At 62.5% G+C, this 14,711-nt stretch carries 10 protein-coding genes, 2 tRNA genes and 3 rRNA genes; 4 read left to right on the top strand and 11 right to left on the bottom strand.

What is annotated here, in order from left to right:
- Nucleotides 1–58: 58 nt before the first annotated feature.
- The 6 genes from rrf to ptsP form a co-directional block, all read right to left on the bottom strand.
- Nucleotides 59–171 (bottom strand): 5S ribosomal RNA (gene rrf / locus BUE42_RS26015).
- Nucleotides 172–368: 197 nt separating this feature from the next.
- Nucleotides 369–3,245: ribosomal RNA gene (locus BUE42_RS26010) — 23S ribosomal RNA — on the bottom strand.
- Between the two features lie 338 nt (nucleotides 3,246–3,583).
- Nucleotides 3,584–3,659 (bottom strand) — tRNA-Ala (locus BUE42_RS26005).
- 9 nt (nucleotides 3,660–3,668) lie between these two features.
- A tRNA-Ile gene (locus tag BUE42_RS26000) sits at nucleotides 3,669–3,745 on the bottom strand.
- Between the two features lie 86 nt (nucleotides 3,746–3,831).
- Nucleotides 3,832–5,362: ribosomal RNA gene (locus BUE42_RS25995) — 16S ribosomal RNA — on the bottom strand.
- The 16S, 23S and 5S rRNA genes sit together here with 2 tRNA genes alongside, the layout of an rRNA operon.
- A 369-nt stretch (nucleotides 5,363–5,731) precedes the next feature.
- On the bottom strand, nucleotides 5,732–7,516 hold the full coding sequence (ptsP, locus tag BUE42_RS25990) for a phosphoenolpyruvate--protein phosphotransferase (RefSeq protein WP_073468192.1): 1,785 nt from the start codon (nucleotides 7,514–7,516) through the stop codon (nucleotides 5,732–5,734).
- 130 nt (nucleotides 7,517–7,646) lie between these two features.
- Between ptsP and BUE42_RS25985 the strand changes: the two genes are divergently transcribed.
- Nucleotides 7,647–8,492, top strand: coding sequence for a GNAT family N-acetyltransferase (locus BUE42_RS25985; protein ID WP_073468191.1), 846 nt, complete (start codon nucleotides 7,647–7,649; stop codon nucleotides 8,490–8,492).
- A gap of 41 nt (nucleotides 8,493–8,533) precedes the next feature.
- Here the strand turns inward: BUE42_RS25985 and BUE42_RS25980 are convergent, their stop codons facing one another.
- The 3 genes from BUE42_RS25980 to BUE42_RS25970 all read right to left on the bottom strand — a co-directional run bounded on the left by BUE42_RS25980 (nucleotide 8,534) and on the right by BUE42_RS25970 (nucleotide 9,906).
- Entirely contained in the window at nucleotides 8,534–8,803 is a 270-nt protein-coding gene (locus BUE42_RS25980) for an HPr family phosphocarrier protein (RefSeq protein WP_073468190.1), read from the bottom strand.
- Nucleotides 8,772–9,221, bottom strand: coding sequence for a PTS sugar transporter subunit IIA (locus BUE42_RS25975; protein WP_073468189.1), 450 nt, complete (start codon nucleotides 9,219–9,221; stop codon nucleotides 8,772–8,774). The genes BUE42_RS25980 and BUE42_RS25975 overlap by 32 nt, the downstream gene beginning before the upstream one ends.
- 166 nt (nucleotides 9,222–9,387) lie before the next feature.
- A complete protein-coding gene (locus tag BUE42_RS25970) occupies nucleotides 9,388–9,906 on the bottom strand; it encodes a hypothetical protein (protein WP_143171764.1) in 519 nt (172 codons plus the stop codon).
- A 39-nt stretch (nucleotides 9,907–9,945) separates the two neighbouring features.
- Between BUE42_RS25970 and BUE42_RS25965 the strand changes: the two genes are divergently transcribed.
- Nucleotides 9,946–11,196: a CaiB/BaiF CoA transferase family protein gene (locus tag BUE42_RS25965; RefSeq protein WP_073468201.1), complete on the top strand. Its 1,251-nt coding sequence runs from the start codon at nucleotides 9,946–9,948 to the stop codon at nucleotides 11,194–11,196.
- Nucleotides 11,197–11,330: 134 nt separating this feature from the next.
- The gene (locus BUE42_RS25960; RefSeq protein ID WP_073468187.1) at nucleotides 11,331–12,473 is read left to right on the top strand and encodes a hypothetical protein; all 1,143 of its coding nucleotides are present in this window, start codon (nucleotides 11,331–11,333) and stop codon (nucleotides 12,471–12,473) included.
- On the opposite strand, the gene BUE42_RS25955 is transcribed toward BUE42_RS25960, so the two are convergent.
- On the bottom strand, nucleotides 12,466–13,155 hold the full coding sequence (locus tag BUE42_RS25955) for a DUF4197 domain-containing protein (RefSeq protein WP_073468186.1): 690 nt from the start codon (nucleotides 13,153–13,155) through the stop codon (nucleotides 12,466–12,468). The two genes, BUE42_RS25960 and BUE42_RS25955, sit on opposite strands and share 8 nt — an antisense overlap.
- 12 nt (nucleotides 13,156–13,167) lie before the next feature.
- On the opposite strand from BUE42_RS25955, the gene BUE42_RS25950 reads away from it, so the two are divergent.
- The gene (locus BUE42_RS25950) at nucleotides 13,168–13,686 is read left to right on the top strand and encodes a TlpA family protein disulfide reductase (RefSeq protein WP_200799028.1); all 519 of its coding nucleotides are present in this window, start codon (nucleotides 13,168–13,170) and stop codon (nucleotides 13,684–13,686) included.
- Between the two features lie 12 nt (nucleotides 13,687–13,698).
- On the opposite strand, the gene lipA is transcribed toward BUE42_RS25950, so the two are convergent.
- Nucleotides 13,699–14,691, bottom strand: coding sequence for a lipoyl synthase (gene lipA, locus BUE42_RS25945; RefSeq protein ID WP_073468185.1), 993 nt, complete (start codon nucleotides 14,689–14,691; stop codon nucleotides 13,699–13,701).
- Between the last annotated feature and the right edge of the window lie 20 nt (nucleotides 14,692–14,711).

Here is a 14,711-nt window from a genome sequence, read left to right as displayed (position 1 = left end):
GCCCCAAAAGCGAAACCCCCGTCACCTTGGGAGGAGACGGGGGTTGGCTTTATTAATAGCCTGACGATGTCCTACTTTCACACGGGAACCCGCACTATCATCGGCGCTGAGGCGTTTCACTGTCCTGTTCGGGATGGGAAGGAGTGGGACCACCTCGCTATGGTCATCAGGCTTAACTTGTTGCCGCCGAGCACCTGTGGGGTGCTTTGCGACCAATTGGTAGAGTCGAAGCTTCGTGGAATTGAACCACGCAAGCGGAATCAGCGGTGGTCTTTCGACCGGTGAACTTGATTGCGTCCAAGGATATTCGTTGGAAGAACTGCACAACGCTTGTCCTCAGACAGCTTTGATCGTTGGATCAAAGTTATAGGGTCAAGCCTCACGAGCAATTAGTACTGGTTAGCTTAACGCATTACTGCGCTTCCACACCCAGCCTATCAACGTCCTGGTCTCGAACGACTCTTCAGGGGGCTCAAGGCCCCGGCAAGACTCATCTTGAGACGAGTTTCCCGCTTAGATGCTTTCAGCGGTTATCTCTTCCGCACATAGCTACTCGGCGATGCCACTGGCGTGACAACCGATACACCAGAGGTGCGTCCACTCCGGTCCTCTCGTACTAGGAGCAGGCTCTCTCAATCTTGCAGCGCCCACGGAAGATAGGGACCAAACTGTCTCACGACGTTTTAAACCCAGCTCACGTACCTCTTTAAATGGCGAACAGCCATACCCTTGGGACCGGCTACAGCCCCAGGATGAGATGAGCCGACATCGAGGTGCCAAACACCGCCGTCGATATGAACTCTTGGGCGGTATCAGCCTGTTATCCCCAGAGTACCTTTTATCCGTTGAGCGATGGCCCTTCCATACAGAACCACCGGATCACTTTGTCCTACTTTCGTACCTGCTCGACTTGTCAGTCTCGCAGTCAAGCACGCTTATGCCAATGCACTATCAGCACGATTTCCGACCGTGCCTAGCGTACCTTCGAACTCCTCCGTTACGCTTTGGGAGGAGACCGCCCCAGTCAAACTGCCCACCATACACTGTCCCCAACCCGGATAACGGGCCAAGGTTAGAACCTCAAACACACCAGGGTGGTATTTCAACGTTGGCTCCACGACACCTAGCGGCACCGCTTCAAAGCCTCCCACCTATCCTACACAGATCTGTTCAAAGTCCAATGTAAAGCTACAGTAAAGGTTCATGGGGTCTTTCCGTCTTTCCGCGGGGAGATTGCATCATCACAAACATTTCAACTTCGCTGAGTCTCTGGAGGAGACAGTGTGGCCATCGTTACGCCATTCGTGCAGGTCGGAACTTACCCGACAAGGAATTTCGCTACCTTAGGACCGTTATAGTTACGGCCGCCGTTTACTGGGACTTCAGTCAAGAGCTTGCACCCCATCATTTAATCTTCCAGCACCGGGCAGGCGTCACACCCTATACGTCGACTTTCGTCTTTGCAGAGTGCTGTGTTTTTAATAAACAGTCGCAGCCACCGATTCTCTGCGGCCTCATTGGGCTCCCCAAGTAAATGGTTCACCTACTAAAGGCACACCTTCTTCCGAAGTTACGGTGTCAATTTGCCGAGTTCCTTCTCCAGAGTTCTCTCAAGCGCCTTAGAATACTCATCTCGCGCACCAGTGTCGGTTTGCGGTACGGTCGTATGTAGCTGGAGCTTAGTGGCTTTTCCTGGAAGCAGGGTATCACTCACTTCAGCGGCAAGCCGCCTCGTTATCACGCCTCATCTAAGCTGCCCGGATTTGCCTAGGCAGCACGACTACACGCTTGAACCGGGACATCCAACACCCGGCTGAGCTAACCTTCTCCGTCCCCACATCGCACTACATATCGGTACAGGAATATTGACCTGTTTCCCATCAGCTACGCATCTCTGCCTCGCCTTAGGGGCCGACTCACCCTACGCCGATGAACGTTGCGTAGGAAACCTTGCGCTTTCGGCGAGGGGGCTTTTCACCCCCTTTAACGCTACTCATGTCAGCATTCGCACTTCTGATACCTCCAGCAGCCTTCACAAGCCACCTTCACAGGCTTACAGAACGCTCTCCTACCACTTGCTATTGCTAGCAAATCCGCAGCTTCGGTAACTGGCTTAGCCCCGTTACATCTTCCGCGCAGGACGACTCGATCAGTGAGCTATTACGCTTTCTTTAAATGATGGCTGCTTCTAAGCCAACATCCTGACTGTTTTAGCCTTCCCACTTCGTTTCCCACTTAGCCAATTTTGGGGACCTTAGCTGGCGGTCTGGGTTGTTTCCCTCTTGTGTCCGGACGTTAGCACCCGGTGCACTGTCTCCCAAGCTGTACTCATCGGTATTCGGAGTTTGCAATGGTTTGGTAAGTCGCCATGACCCCCTAGCCATAACAGTGCTCTACCCCCGACGGTAATACTTGAGGCACTACCTAAATAGTTTTCGGAGAGAACCAGCTATTTCCAAGTTTGTTTAGCCTTTCACCCCTATCCACAGCTCATCCGCTAGTTTTGCAACACTAGTCGGTTCGGACCTCCAGTAAGTGTTACCTCACCTTCATCCTGGCCATGGATAGATCACTTGGTTTCGGGTCTACACCCAGCGACTGAACGCCCTATTCGGACTCGATTTCTCTACGGCTTCCCTATTCGGTTAACCTTGCCACTGAATGTAAGTCGCTGACCCATTATACAAAAGGTACGCCGTCACCCTTGCGGGCTCCGACTGTTTGTATGCATGCGGTTTCAGGATCTATTTCACTCCCCTCCCGGGGTTCTTTTCGCCTTTCCCTCACGGTACTAGTTCACTATCGGTCGATTACGAGTATTTAGCCTTGGAGGATGGTCCCCCCATATTCAGACAGGATTACACGTGTCCCGCCCTACTTGTCGCACGCCTAGTTCCACACCCTACATTTTTCATACGGGGCTATCACCCGCTATGGCCGGACTTTCCATTCCGTTCTGATATGCAAGATGCTAAAACGTGCAGGCTCTTCCGATTTCGCTCGCCACTACTTTCGGAATCTCGGTTGATGTCTTTTCCTCGAGCTACTGAGATGTTTCAGTTCACCCGGTTCGCCTCGCATACCTATGTATTCAGTATGCGATGACCTTACGGTCGGGTTTCCCCATTCGGAAATCTCCGGATCAAAGCTAATTTGCCAGCTCCCCGAAGCTTATCGCAGGCTATCACGTCCTTCGTCGCCTGTAATCGCCAAGGCATCCACCACATGCACTTAGTCACTTGACCCTATAACTTTGACGCCCACACGCGGTGAGCATCGGTCAATGACTGTTTGAGTATTTCGCGTTATGCCGTTCTTCAAAACTCGCTTCAATCGATTTCTCGATCAACTCAAGTTGAATATCTGTTGACGCAATCAAGTTCGTCATCGGCGGCACGGTGCATCCCTTTCGGTCTGCTTTCCGCCGACAACGCTGATTTTCGACTCTACAAATTGTTAAAGAGCAACAGCCGATTCTTTCGAACCGCTGACGAAAACAGCCTGGCGGGAACACCAAGCTGCTTGCGTCAGCGACGATTTCTTCTTCTTCAAGAGAACGCCTTCTTCAAAGACGTTGGTACATTGGTGGAGGATGACGGGATCGAACCGACGACCCCCTGCTTGCAAAGCAGGTGCTCTCCCAGCTGAGCTAATCCCCCGATGGAAGTTGGTGGGTCTAGTTGGGCTCGAACCAACGACCCCCGCCTTATCAAGACGGTGCTCTAACCAGCTGAGCTACAGACCCTTGTTCCGGATTGAACCGTTCTCTTGAACTGTTGTCACAACAGCCGATAAGCGTGGGCGCTAAAAATTGAGCACCATTTTTTCCAGAAAGGAGGTGATCCAGCCGCACCTTCCGATACGGCTACCTTGTTACGACTTCACCCCAGTCACGAACCCTGCCGTGGTAATCGCCCCCCTTGCGGTTAGGCTAACTACTTCTGGCAGAACCCGCTCCCATGGTGTGACGGGCGGTGTGTACAAGACCCGGGAACGTATTCACCGCGGCAAGCTGATCCGCGATTACTAGCGATTCCGACTTCACGCAGTCGAGTTGCAGACTGCGATCCGGACTACGACCGGTTTTCTGAGATTAGCTCCCCCTCGCGGGTTGGCAGCCCTCTGTACCGGCCATTGTATGACGTGTGTAGCCCTACCCATAAGGGCCATGATGACCTGACGTCATCCCCACCTTCCTCCGGTTTGTCACCGGCAGTCTCATTAGAGTGCCCTTGCGTAGCAACTAATGATAAGGGTTGCGCTCGTTGCGGGACTTAACCCAACATCTCACGACACGAGCTGACGACGGCCATGCAGCACCTGTGTTCTAGCTCTCTTTCGAGCACGAAACCATCTCTGGTAACTTCTAGACATGTCAAGGGTAGGTAAGGTTTTTCGCGTTGCATCGAATTAAACCACATCATCCACCGCTTGTGCGGGTCCCCGTCAATTCCTTTGAGTTTCAACCTTGCGGCCGTACTCCCCAGGCGGTCAACTTCACGCGTTAGCTTCGTTACTGAACAGCAAGCCGTCCAACAACCAGTTGACATCGTTTAGGGCGTGGACTACCAGGGTATCTAATCCTGTTTGCTCCCCACGCTTTCGTGCATGAGCGTCAGTACAGGTCCAGGGGATTGCCTTCGCCATCGGTGTTCCTCCGCATATCTACGCATTTCACTGCTACACGCGGAATTCCATCCCCCTCTACCGTACTCTAGCCATGCAGTCACAAATGCAGTTCCCAGGTTGAGCCCGGGGATTTCACATCTGTCTTGCATAGCCGCCTGCGCACGCTTTACGCCCAGTAATTCCGATTAACGCTTGCACCCTACGTATTACCGCGGCTGCTGGCACGTAGTTAGCCGGTGCTTATTCTTCAGGTACCGTCATTAGTCCAAAGTATTAGTTCAGACCGTTTCTTCCCTGACAAAAGCGGTTTACAACCCGAAGGCCTTCTTCCCGCACGCGGCATGGCTGGATCAGGCTTGCGCCCATTGTCCAAAATTCCCCACTGCTGCCTCCCGTAGGAGTCTGGGCCGTGTCTCAGTCCCAGTGTGGCTGGTCGTCCTCTCAGACCAGCTACAGATCGTCGCCTTGGTAGGCTTTTACCCCACCAACTAGCTAATCTGATATCGGCCGCTCCAATTGCGCGAGGTCTTGCGATCCCCCGCTTTCACCCTCAGGTCGTATGCGGTATTAATCCGGCTTTCGCCGGGCTATCCCCCACAACTGGGCACGTTCCGATATATTACTCACCCGTTCGCCACTCGCCACCAGGATTGCTCCCGTGCTGCCGTTCGACTTGCATGTGTAAGGCATGCCGCCAGCGTTCAATCTGAGCCAGGATCAAACTCTTCAGTTCGATCTTGATAAATTACTCAAAGAATTGAAGTGAACTTCACTTCTATGAGCGTTTAAGGTCCATGAGACCTCGAGTCTTGCGACTCTTCGGCACTCGCCTTCTAACGCCCACACTTATCGGCTGTTAATTTTTAAAGAGCTGCAAACCGGCTTCGCCGTCTTGCTTTGCTGTTCGATCTATCTCGTTCAGCGCAGCCTTAGACTGTAGCACCTTTTTGCTCGACTTCAACAACTTGCTTGATTTTTTTCGTCCGCCGCTTTCGCCGCCTGCCGAAACCAATCTGTTGTCTTGGTCGCTTCGTTGATCAGTGATCAGCGAAGACCACGACTATAGCATCGAATTTTCGGCCTTCGCGAGGCTGTCACGAAATTACTGCTGGATCCCGATGGTCTGCAGGCTCGCCTGAGCCCGTCGGCATACCGATGCCGGGTCGTCGCTCTGAAGAATGGTGGGCAGCAGCGATGCCAGGCGACGGGTATCCGCCCGCAAGACCCGCTGCTTGATCGACGAGATCTGCGACGGGTGCATCGAGAAGTTGCGCAGCCCCATCGCCAGCAGCAGATCGGTGAACTCGGGATCCCCCGCCATCTCACCGCACACGCTGACCCCCTTGCCCGCCGCGCGTGCAGTCGTGATGGTCTGTGCGATCAACCCCAGCACCGCGGGGTGCCAGGGGTCGTAGAGGTGCGCCACCGCCTCGTCGGCGCGGTCGATCGCGAGGGTGTACTGGATCAGGTCATTGGTGCCGATCGACACGAAGTCGAAGTGCTTCAGCAGCAAGGGCAGCGCAAGCGCCGCCGCCGGCACCTCGATCATGGCGCCGACCTCCACCTCGCCGCACGGCCGCCCCGAATCCGCCAGCTGCTGCCGGGCCCGGTCGAGCGCCTCCAGGAACATCCGCACTTCGCTCAGGTGCGCCACCATCGGCACGAGGATGCGCACCGGCCCGACGGCCGCCGCCCGCAGGATCGCCCGCAGTTGTTGTCGGAACATGCCCGGCTCCGACAGGCTCCAGCGGATCGCTCGCAGCCCCAGCGCGGGGTTCAGCGCGTGCTCGTGCCGCAGTTCATTGACCGACATGCGGTCGAGCTGCTTGTCGGCACCGATGTCGACCGTGCGGATCGTCACCGGCAGGCCCCGCATCGCCTCGATGGCCGCCCGGTACGCCTCGTACTGCTCGTCCTCGCCCGGCAACTCGCTGCCGCGGTTCATGAACAGGAACTCGCTGCGGAACAGCCCCACGCCGACCGCCCCCGCCTCCAGCGCCCCGATGGCATCCACCGGCAGCTCGATGTTGGCCTGCAGCTCCACGCGCTCGCCATCCATCGTCACCGCCGGCGTGTGGCGCAGCCGCGCCAGGCGGTCGCGCTCAAGCCCGCTCTGGCGCTGCCTGAAGCGGTATTCCTCCAGCACGATCGGCGACGGGTTGACGATCACCGCCCCGCAGTCACCGTCGATCACCACCCAGTCGTCCTGGCGGATGATGTGGCTCGCCTCGCGCGCGCCGACCACGGCCGGGATGTCCATGCTGCGCGCGACGATCGCGGTGTGCGAGGTCTTGCCGCCCACGTCGGTGATGAAGCCGGTGAAGATGCTCCGCTTGAACTGCAGCATGTCGGCCGGCGCGATGTCGTTCGCCACCAGCACCAGGGGATCCTCGCCGCCGAAATCGCGCGGGCTCACGCCCGGCGCCGGCGCGGAATCCGACAGCGGCCCGCGGGCCATCGCCCGAAGCAGGCGCTCGACCACCTGCTCCAGGTCGGCCTTGCGCTCGCGCAGGTAGTCGTCTTCCATCTCGTCGAACTGGCGCGCCAGCACCTCCAGCTGCGCCGACAGCGCCCACTCGCCGTTGTAATGGCGCTCCTGGATCCAGTTCTTGGTCGCGCCGGTCAGTGAGTCGTCGTGCAGCAGCATCAGGTGCACGTCGAGCAGCGCCGACAGCTCGCCCGGCGCATCGGCGGGCAGTTCGCGCTGCAGCGTCGTCAGTTCCTGGGCGACCGCATCGCGCGCCGTGCGCAGCCGCTCGATCTCCGGCTCGACCTGCGACGCCTCGATGAAATAGTGGGCGACGTCGACGCGGCTCGACGCGACCATCACCGCGCGGCCGATCGCGACACCCCGTGACACCGGCAATCCGAAGACCTGGAAGCTCATGCAGACGATCGTAGCAGCGGGCGCTCCGCCCGCACGCAGGGAAACACGCAATGTCATCTGCGCGTCATCCCGGCTTCATGGACGCGTCACCGTGCGGACCCACCATCTCGGCAGTTCACAGGAGAACGCCATGAGGGACCTGCCCCTGCCGACGATGCCTCTGTCCGATTTGCGTGGTGACACGTCCCGGAGGTCACTTCACGAAAGCTCACACACTCCACAAGCGCGCCGGATCGATGCTGCTCAGCTGGAAATTGTTTGGGCACGCGATGAAGACGAAGTTCGCCAGGCGCAGCGCCTGAGGCACCTGGTTTTCGCCGAAGAGATGGGCGCACGCCTGAGCGTGCCGCACGGCTCGCCGGCAGGGCACGACATCGACATGTTCGACCCGTTCTGCGAGCACCTGCTGGTGCGCGCTCCGGGCGAGGGTGGCGAGCTGGGCCCGGTGATCGGCACCTACCGCGTGCTGACGCCGGATTCGGCACGCCGCATCGGCGGCCTGTACAGCGAGACCGAGTTCGACCTGACCCGGCTGCGTCCGCTGCGCTCGACGATGGTGGAACTGGGCCGCTCCTGCGTGCACCCGGCCTGGCGCTCGGGCGGCGCGATCCTCGCGCTGTGGGGCGCGCTCGCCGAGTTCATGGTGCGCAACAAGCTGGACACGATGGTCGGCTGCGCGAGCGTCAGCATGCGCGACGGCGGCCATTTCGCCGCCAGCCTGTGGGAGCAGCTGCGCCACACGCACCTGGCACCGATCGAGCTGCAGGTGCGCCCGCGGCTCGCGCTGCCGGTGGACGAACTGCAGCACGACCTCGTGGTCGAGGCGCCGGCACTGATCAAGGGTTACCTGCGCTGCGGCGCGAAGGTGCTGGGCCCGCCGGCCTGGGATCCTGACTTCAACACCGCCGACCTGCCGATGCTGATGCGCATCGCCGACCTGCCGCAGCGCTACCGCAAGCACTTCTTGGGACAGTGAGTGATCGGGGCCGCGGCCCCGGTGCGTCGCCCGCTACCGCGTCACTCGCCTTCGCCGAACTTGTCGTTGATCAGCGCGACGAGGGCCTGCATCGCGGCTTCTTCGTCGGCCCCGGAGGTTTCGAGTTCGACCTGGGTGCCGATCCCGGCGGCCAGCATCATGACGCCCATGATGCTCTTGGCGTTGACCTGGCGGCCGTTGCGGCTCATCTGGACCTCGCACTGGAAACTGCCGGCAAGCTTGCTGAGCTTGGCCGAGGCACGCGCGTGCAGGCCGAGCTTATTGCTGATGGTGATGCTGGTTTTGGTCATTTCCGCCTGGTTTGAAGGCCTGGTTCTGCGGACGTGCGGAGGCCACCTGCATCACGCCCTGCGTGGCGCCGGCCATCGCACGTGCCGCCATCGCGTCGAGGGATTCGTCGGCATAGCAAAGAGAACGCCACAGCATCGGCACGTTGACGCCGGCAATGACCTTCACGTGCAGGCCGTCGGCGAGGCGTTGCGCCACGTTGCAGGGGGTTGCGCCGAACACGTCGGCGAAGATCAGCGCGTCGGGGTTGCTCACGCGGCCCAGCATCTCGCGCGCCTGGCGCTCGACCTCCTCGACCGGCGTGCCGGGCAGCACGTCGAGCGCCTCGAGCAGCCGCGCACAGTCCGGGAAGGTGTGCTGCGCCACCGCTTTCAGCGATGACGCCAGCGGCGCGTGGGCAATGATGAGAAGACCGGGCATGGTTTTCGATTATCGGCAGTTCGAGCCGCCGACTTGGTGGCTGAGGCCAACGGCGCGGCCTCGTCTCGCCACAAAAACCACAGATGTGCAGCAAACCAGCATCCCTCCACAACGCTGGAGCGTGGTCGCGCGCTGACACGCGCTGTCACACGGCGCCCGCCCGTCGTCAGCCCGCGAGCTTCAATCCGTCGAAAAAGGCGTCGGCGGCCGAGGCATCCACGCGCGCGCCGAGCACGGTCGCCTGGTAGACGACGGTGCCCTTGACGAAGAACAGCAGCTCCTCGCGCACCGCGCTGCCGTCCGGGAACCGCCCGTCGACACGCACCCGCTGCGCCAGCGGATTCGGCGTCATGCCCGCCACCACGGCGGCGCCTGCGACGACGGGCGTGCCGCCCAGGTTGCCGACGGCCGCGGTGCGCAAGGCATCGATCGTCGCGGCGACGCGCGCCGGATCCTGCACGTCGGTGAAGCTGAGGGCGAAGGTCGCCCCTGCGGCCTGGCACGACTCCAGATTCAGCTTCAGCGGAGCGCCGGCCAGCGGCACGGTGCGCGCATCCTGCGACGGCCGGCACGGGAACAGCGCGAGCACCCCGCCGCCGGCAGGGCGCACTTCGCGCCAGTCGAGCGAGGGCGTGCAGGCCGCCAGCGCCAGGCAGGCGACAGCACAAAGGCGTGGGATTGGCATCGGCCGATTATCCCGGCCCGCAGCGCCACAATGGCCCGCATGAGCACCACCTCCTCCACGCCCCTGCCGCTGTCGGGCATCCGCGTCCTCGACCTGTCGCGGGTGCTGGCCGGCCCCTGGTGCACCCAGACGCTCGCCGACCTGGGTGCCGACGTGATCAAGGTCGAGCGCCCGATGCGCAATGGCACCGGCGGCGACGACACCCGCGGCTGGGGCCCGCCGTTCCTGAAGGCACGCGATGGCGAGGACACCGCCGAGGCGGCCTACTACCTCGGCACCAACCGCAACAAGCGCTCGGTCACGGTCGACATCGCGCAGCCGCAAGGCCAGGCGCTGATCCGCCGGCTGGCGGCGCAGTGCGACGTCTTCATCGAGAACTTCAAGGTCGGCGACATGGCCCGCTACGGGCTCGACGCCGCATCGCTGCGGGCGCTCTACCCGCGCCTCGTCTACTGCTCGATCACCGGCTTCGGCCAGACCGGCCCCTATGCCGACCGCGCCGGCTACGACTACGCCATCCAGGGCATCGGCGGCCTGATGAGCGTGACCGGCGAGCGCGACGACCTCCCCGGCGGCGGTCCGCAGAAGGTGGGCGTCGCGGTGGCCGACCTGTTCACCGGCATGTACGCGAGCGTCGCGATCCTCGCCGCGCTGCGCCACCGCGACGCGACCGGCCAGGGCCAGGCCATCGACATGGCGCTGCTCGACACCCAGGTCGCGATGCTCGCCAACCTGGGCGCCAATTTCCTCGCCACCGGCGTCGCGCCGGGCCGGGCCGGCAACGCCCACCAGAACATCGTCCCGTACCAGGTGTTCGAAACCTCGGACGGCCACATGATCCTCGCGGTCGGCAACGACGGCCAGTTCGCCAAGTTCTGCGAGGTGGCCGGCCGCCCGGAGCTGGCCGCCGACCCGCGCTTCGCTCGCAATGCCGACCGCGTGCGCCATCGCGCCGTGCTGGTGCCGCTGCTGGCGGCGCTGATCGCGGCCCGACCCCGGCAGCACTGGCTGAAGGCCCTCGAGGCCGCGAAGGTCCCCTGCGGCGCGATCAACGACCTCGCCGAGGTCTTCGCCGATCCGCAGGTGCAGTTCCGCGGCATGACGGTGCCGATGCCGCACTCGCTGGCCGACACGCTGCGCGTCGTCGCGAGCCCGATGAAGCTGTCCGATACGCCGGTGCAATACCGGCGCGCGCCGCCACTGCTGGGCGAGCACACCGACGACGTGCTCGCCGAGCTCGGCTGGTCCGATGCGGAGCGCGCCGAACTGCGTCGCCAGAACGTCCTTTAACTGACACCGCGACACCCCCGAGGTCGGGGGATTTGCGCGATCGGGGGGTGACCGCGCCCATCTGCCTGAAGGACACTTGCAACCAAGGGTGACAAACCCGCACAAGCCGTTCTTTCACGGACAGGGATGCCAACATGGACATGACCGAACTCGACCGCGCCGCCGCGCCCGCCCACCAAGACGGCCACGAGCCGGACGAGCGCGATCACTGGCGGGACGTGGTCAACGAGCTCAGCGCCGAAATGGCGACGCCGCTGACCAGCGCGCTCGAACGCGTCACGACGCTGGCGGGCACCGGCCGCATCGACCGCGTCAGCCTGCGCTGCCTGGTGGAAGAACTGCAGAAGGCGCGCGCGATCAGCATCGCCGGCCAGCAGCTCGGTCGACTGGCCTCTGGCCGGCTGCGCCAGACGCATGAGCGCCTGCCGCTCACGCAGACCCTGAAAGACGTGCTCACGCAGCGCACCGCCGAAACCCAGGCGCGCGGCATCCACATCAAGCAGGTGCTGAAGCCAGCCGACGTGATCGTCGACGCCTCGCTGCTGTTCAGCCTGTTCAACGCGCTGCTGGACTGGTCGCTGGCCCATGCGCAGTCGACCATCGATTACCGCATCGACATCAAGACCTGGCCGACGCATGCGCGCCTGGTCAGCAAGTTCGCCTACCAGCCCGAAGACCAGGCCGACCTCCCGCCGGCCACGGTGGAAGACGGCTCGCCGCTGGACTCGATCGCCTGGCGCCTGCTCGAGCAGACCGCCTGGACGATGGGCCTGCCGATCGAACGCAAGATCGAAGGCAGCCACGTGACGCTGTCGATCGAGTTCCCGCGCACCGTCAGCGAGCAGCTCGAAGGCCTGAGCATCCTCGAACTCGACCGCGGCTTCGCGCCGTCGTCGCGCACCAAGCCGCTGGCCGGCAGCCACGTGCTGGTGGTTGCCTCGCGGCGCGACGTGCGCGTGCAAGTGCGCGACGCGGTGCGCAACATGGGCCTGCTGGTGGATTTCGTGAACTCGATCGAAGAGGCCCGCGACTTCTGCCGCAGCGGCCTGCCGCATGCGATCGTCGTCGAGGCGGTGCTGCGCGGCGACCGCTTCAACGACCTGCGCCACGAGGTCGATTCAGCCGGCACCGAGGTGGTGTTCATCGAGATCATCGAAGAGGGCAACGCCTTCGAGATCTCGGGCTTCGGCGGGCTGAGCATGGCGCGCGTCGGGCGCGACGCGATCCTGAGCTCGCTGCCGTCGGCGCTGATGTTCGAGCTGTCGAAGACTACTTGAGGCTGCCGAACACCTTCTTCAGGATCGCGCTCCCGGTCGCGACCGGGTTCTCGCGGATCTTGTGCTCTTCTTCGCCTATCATCACGAACAGCCCGTCGAGCGCCTTCTCGGTGACGTAGTTGTGGATGTTGGCGTCCTGCGGCTTCAACAGCCCGAAGCTGGCCGCCTTGCCGGCCACCGCGTTGTACTTGTCGACCAGCGCCACCTTCTCGGTCGCCCGCTTGACGATCGGCAGGAAGCGCACGCCGAGCGGCTCGCGGGTCTTGGCCGAGAAGAACTGCGTCACCGAGCCATCGCCGCCGGTCAGGATTCCCTTCGCGTCGTCGACGCTCATGCTCTTCACGGCACCGACCAGCAGCGTCTTCGCTTCCGGCACCGCGGCCTCGGCAGCGCGGTTCAGCGCCGTCTCGAGTTCGTCGACGCGCCGTTGCTGGCCGGTCGCCTTCAGGAAGCGCGCGGCGTCGTTCAGGAAGCCGGGCAACGGGATGTGCACCTTCGGGTTCGCGAGAAAACCGTCGGGCCGGCCGAGCAGGCTGACGGCCGACACCGCGCCACGCTCCAGCGCCGCGCGGATGCCCGAGGCGGCATCGCCTTCGCTCAGGCTGAAGGCCCAGGCCGAGCCGTTCCAGGCACAGACGCTCAGGCCCGCGAGCGCCCCTGACGTAAACTTTCTCCGTTGCATCGATCGAACCCCATGAAATTGACCCGCCATCTTGCCGTTGCGTTGAGTGTTCTGGCAATCGCGGCAGCGGCTTGTGGGGCTTATGCGGTGTTTTCGGGCAGCGCCGGTCCGGAGATCGCGCCCGACGCCGCATTCACCCGCCTCGACGGCAGCCGCAGCAGCGTCGCGCAGTTGAAGGGGCAGGTGGTGCTGGTCAACTTCTGGGCCACCACCTGCACGACCTGCGTGCACGAGATGCCGCAGGTGGTCGAGACCCACAACCGGTTCAAGGCGCGCGGCTTCGAGACGCTGGCGGTGGCGATGAGCTACGACCCGCCGGCCTCGGTGATCCACTTCGCCGAATCGCGGCGCCTGCCGTTCACCGTCGTGATCGACAACACCGGATCGGTCGCCGACAGCTTCGGTCCGATCATGGGCACGCCGACCAGCGTGCTGATCAACAAGCGCGGCGAGATCGTCAGACGCTACGTCGGCCAGCCGGATTTCGCGGCGCTGCAGGCATTGGTCGAGAAGCTGCTCGCCGAGGCCTGATCCCGCCTGCGTTCAGATGGCGTTGGCCACGCCGGCTTCGTGCGCCTGCTGGTCCGCGTGGTAGCTCGACCGCACCATCGCGCCGACGGCCGCGTGCGTGAACCCCATCTTCAGCGCCTCGTGCTCGAACATCTTGAAGGTGTCCGGGTGCACATAGCGCCGCACCGGCAAGTGGTGGCCGCTCGGCGCGAGGTACTGGCCGATCGTCAGCATGTCGATGCCGTGCTCGCGCATGTCGCGCATCACCTGCAGGATCTCGTCGTCGGTCTCGCCGAGGCCGACCATCAGCCCGCTCTTGGTCGGCACGTGCGGCGCGAATTCCTTGAAGCGCTTCAGCAGGTTCAGCGAGTACGCGTAGTCCGAGCCCGGGCGTGCTTCCTTGTAGAGGCGCGGGGCGGTCTCGAGGTTGTGGTTCATCACGTCGGGCGGTGCCGCCTTCAGGATCTCCAGCGCGCGGTCCATGCGGCCGCGGAAATCGGGCGTCAGGATCTCGATGCGGGTCTCGGGCGACAGCTCGCGGGTGCGCTGGATGCACTCGACGAAATGCGCCGCGCCGCCGTCGCGCAGGTCGTCGCGGTCGACGCTGGTGATCACGACGTACTTCAGGCGCAGCGCCGCGATGGTCTTCGCGAGGTTCAGCGGCTCGTCCGCATCGAGCGGATCGGGCCGGCCGTGGCCGACGTCGCAGAACGGGCAGCGCCGCGTGCACTTGTCGCCCATGATCATGAAGGTGGCCGTGCCCTTGCCGAAGCATTCGCCGATGTTCGGGCACGACGCCTCTTCGCAGACCGTGTGCAGCTTGTGCTCACGCAGGATCTGCTTGATCTCGTAGAAGCGGGTGGTCGGCGAGCCGGCCTTCACGCGAATCCAGTCCGGCTTCTTCAGCGTCTCGGCGGCAACGATCTTGATCGGGATGCGGGCCGTCTTGGCCTGCGCCTTCTGCTTGGCGCTCGCATCGTAGTGGGCCGCGTCCTGGGCTTGGTGGATGACGTTCTCGGTCGACATCGGGGTACTTTCTTGGGGGC

It is taken from the genome of Rhizobacter sp. OV335 (assembly GCF_900142965.1).
Taxonomy (GTDB): Bacteria; Pseudomonadota; Gammaproteobacteria; order Burkholderiales; family Burkholderiaceae_C; genus Rhizobacter.
The sequence above is the reverse complement of the archived record's forward strand: the minus strand, read 5'-3'. Positions and strand labels throughout refer to the sequence as shown.

What these genes read in the sequence shown, in the direction of transcription:
- BUE42_RS25985 (WP_073468191.1), top strand. Translation starts at nt 7,647, where the DNA reads ATGAGGGACCTGCCCCTGCCGACGATGCCTCTGTCCGATTTGCGTGGT.
- BUE42_RS25970 (WP_143171764.1), bottom strand. Translation starts at nt 9,906, where the DNA reads ATGCCAATCCCACGCCTTTGTGCTGTCGCCTGCCTGGCGCTGGCGGCC.
- ptsP (WP_073468192.1), bottom strand. Translation starts at nt 7,516, where the DNA reads ATGAGCTTCCAGGTCTTCGGATTGCCGGTGTCACGGGGTGTCGCGATC.
- BUE42_RS25980 (WP_073468190.1), bottom strand. Translation starts at nt 8,803, where the DNA reads ATGACCAAAACCAGCATCACCATCAGCAATAAGCTCGGCCTGCACGCG.
- BUE42_RS25975 (WP_073468189.1), bottom strand. Translation starts at nt 9,221, where the DNA reads ATGCCCGGTCTTCTCATCATTGCCCACGCGCCGCTGGCGTCATCGCTG.
- BUE42_RS25950 (WP_200799028.1), top strand. Translation starts at nt 13,168, where the DNA reads ATGAAATTGACCCGCCATCTTGCCGTTGCGTTGAGTGTTCTGGCAATC.
- BUE42_RS25965 (WP_073468201.1), top strand. Translation starts at nt 9,946, where the DNA reads ATGAGCACCACCTCCTCCACGCCCCTGCCGCTGTCGGGCATCCGCGTC.
- lipA (WP_073468185.1), bottom strand. Translation starts at nt 14,691, where the DNA reads ATGTCGACCGAGAACGTCATCCACCAAGCCCAGGACGCGGCCCACTAC.
- BUE42_RS25960 (WP_073468187.1), top strand. Translation starts at nt 11,331, where the DNA reads ATGGACATGACCGAACTCGACCGCGCCGCCGCGCCCGCCCACCAAGAC.
- BUE42_RS25955 (WP_073468186.1), bottom strand. Translation starts at nt 13,155, where the DNA reads ATGCAACGGAGAAAGTTTACGTCAGGGGCGCTCGCGGGCCTGAGCGTC.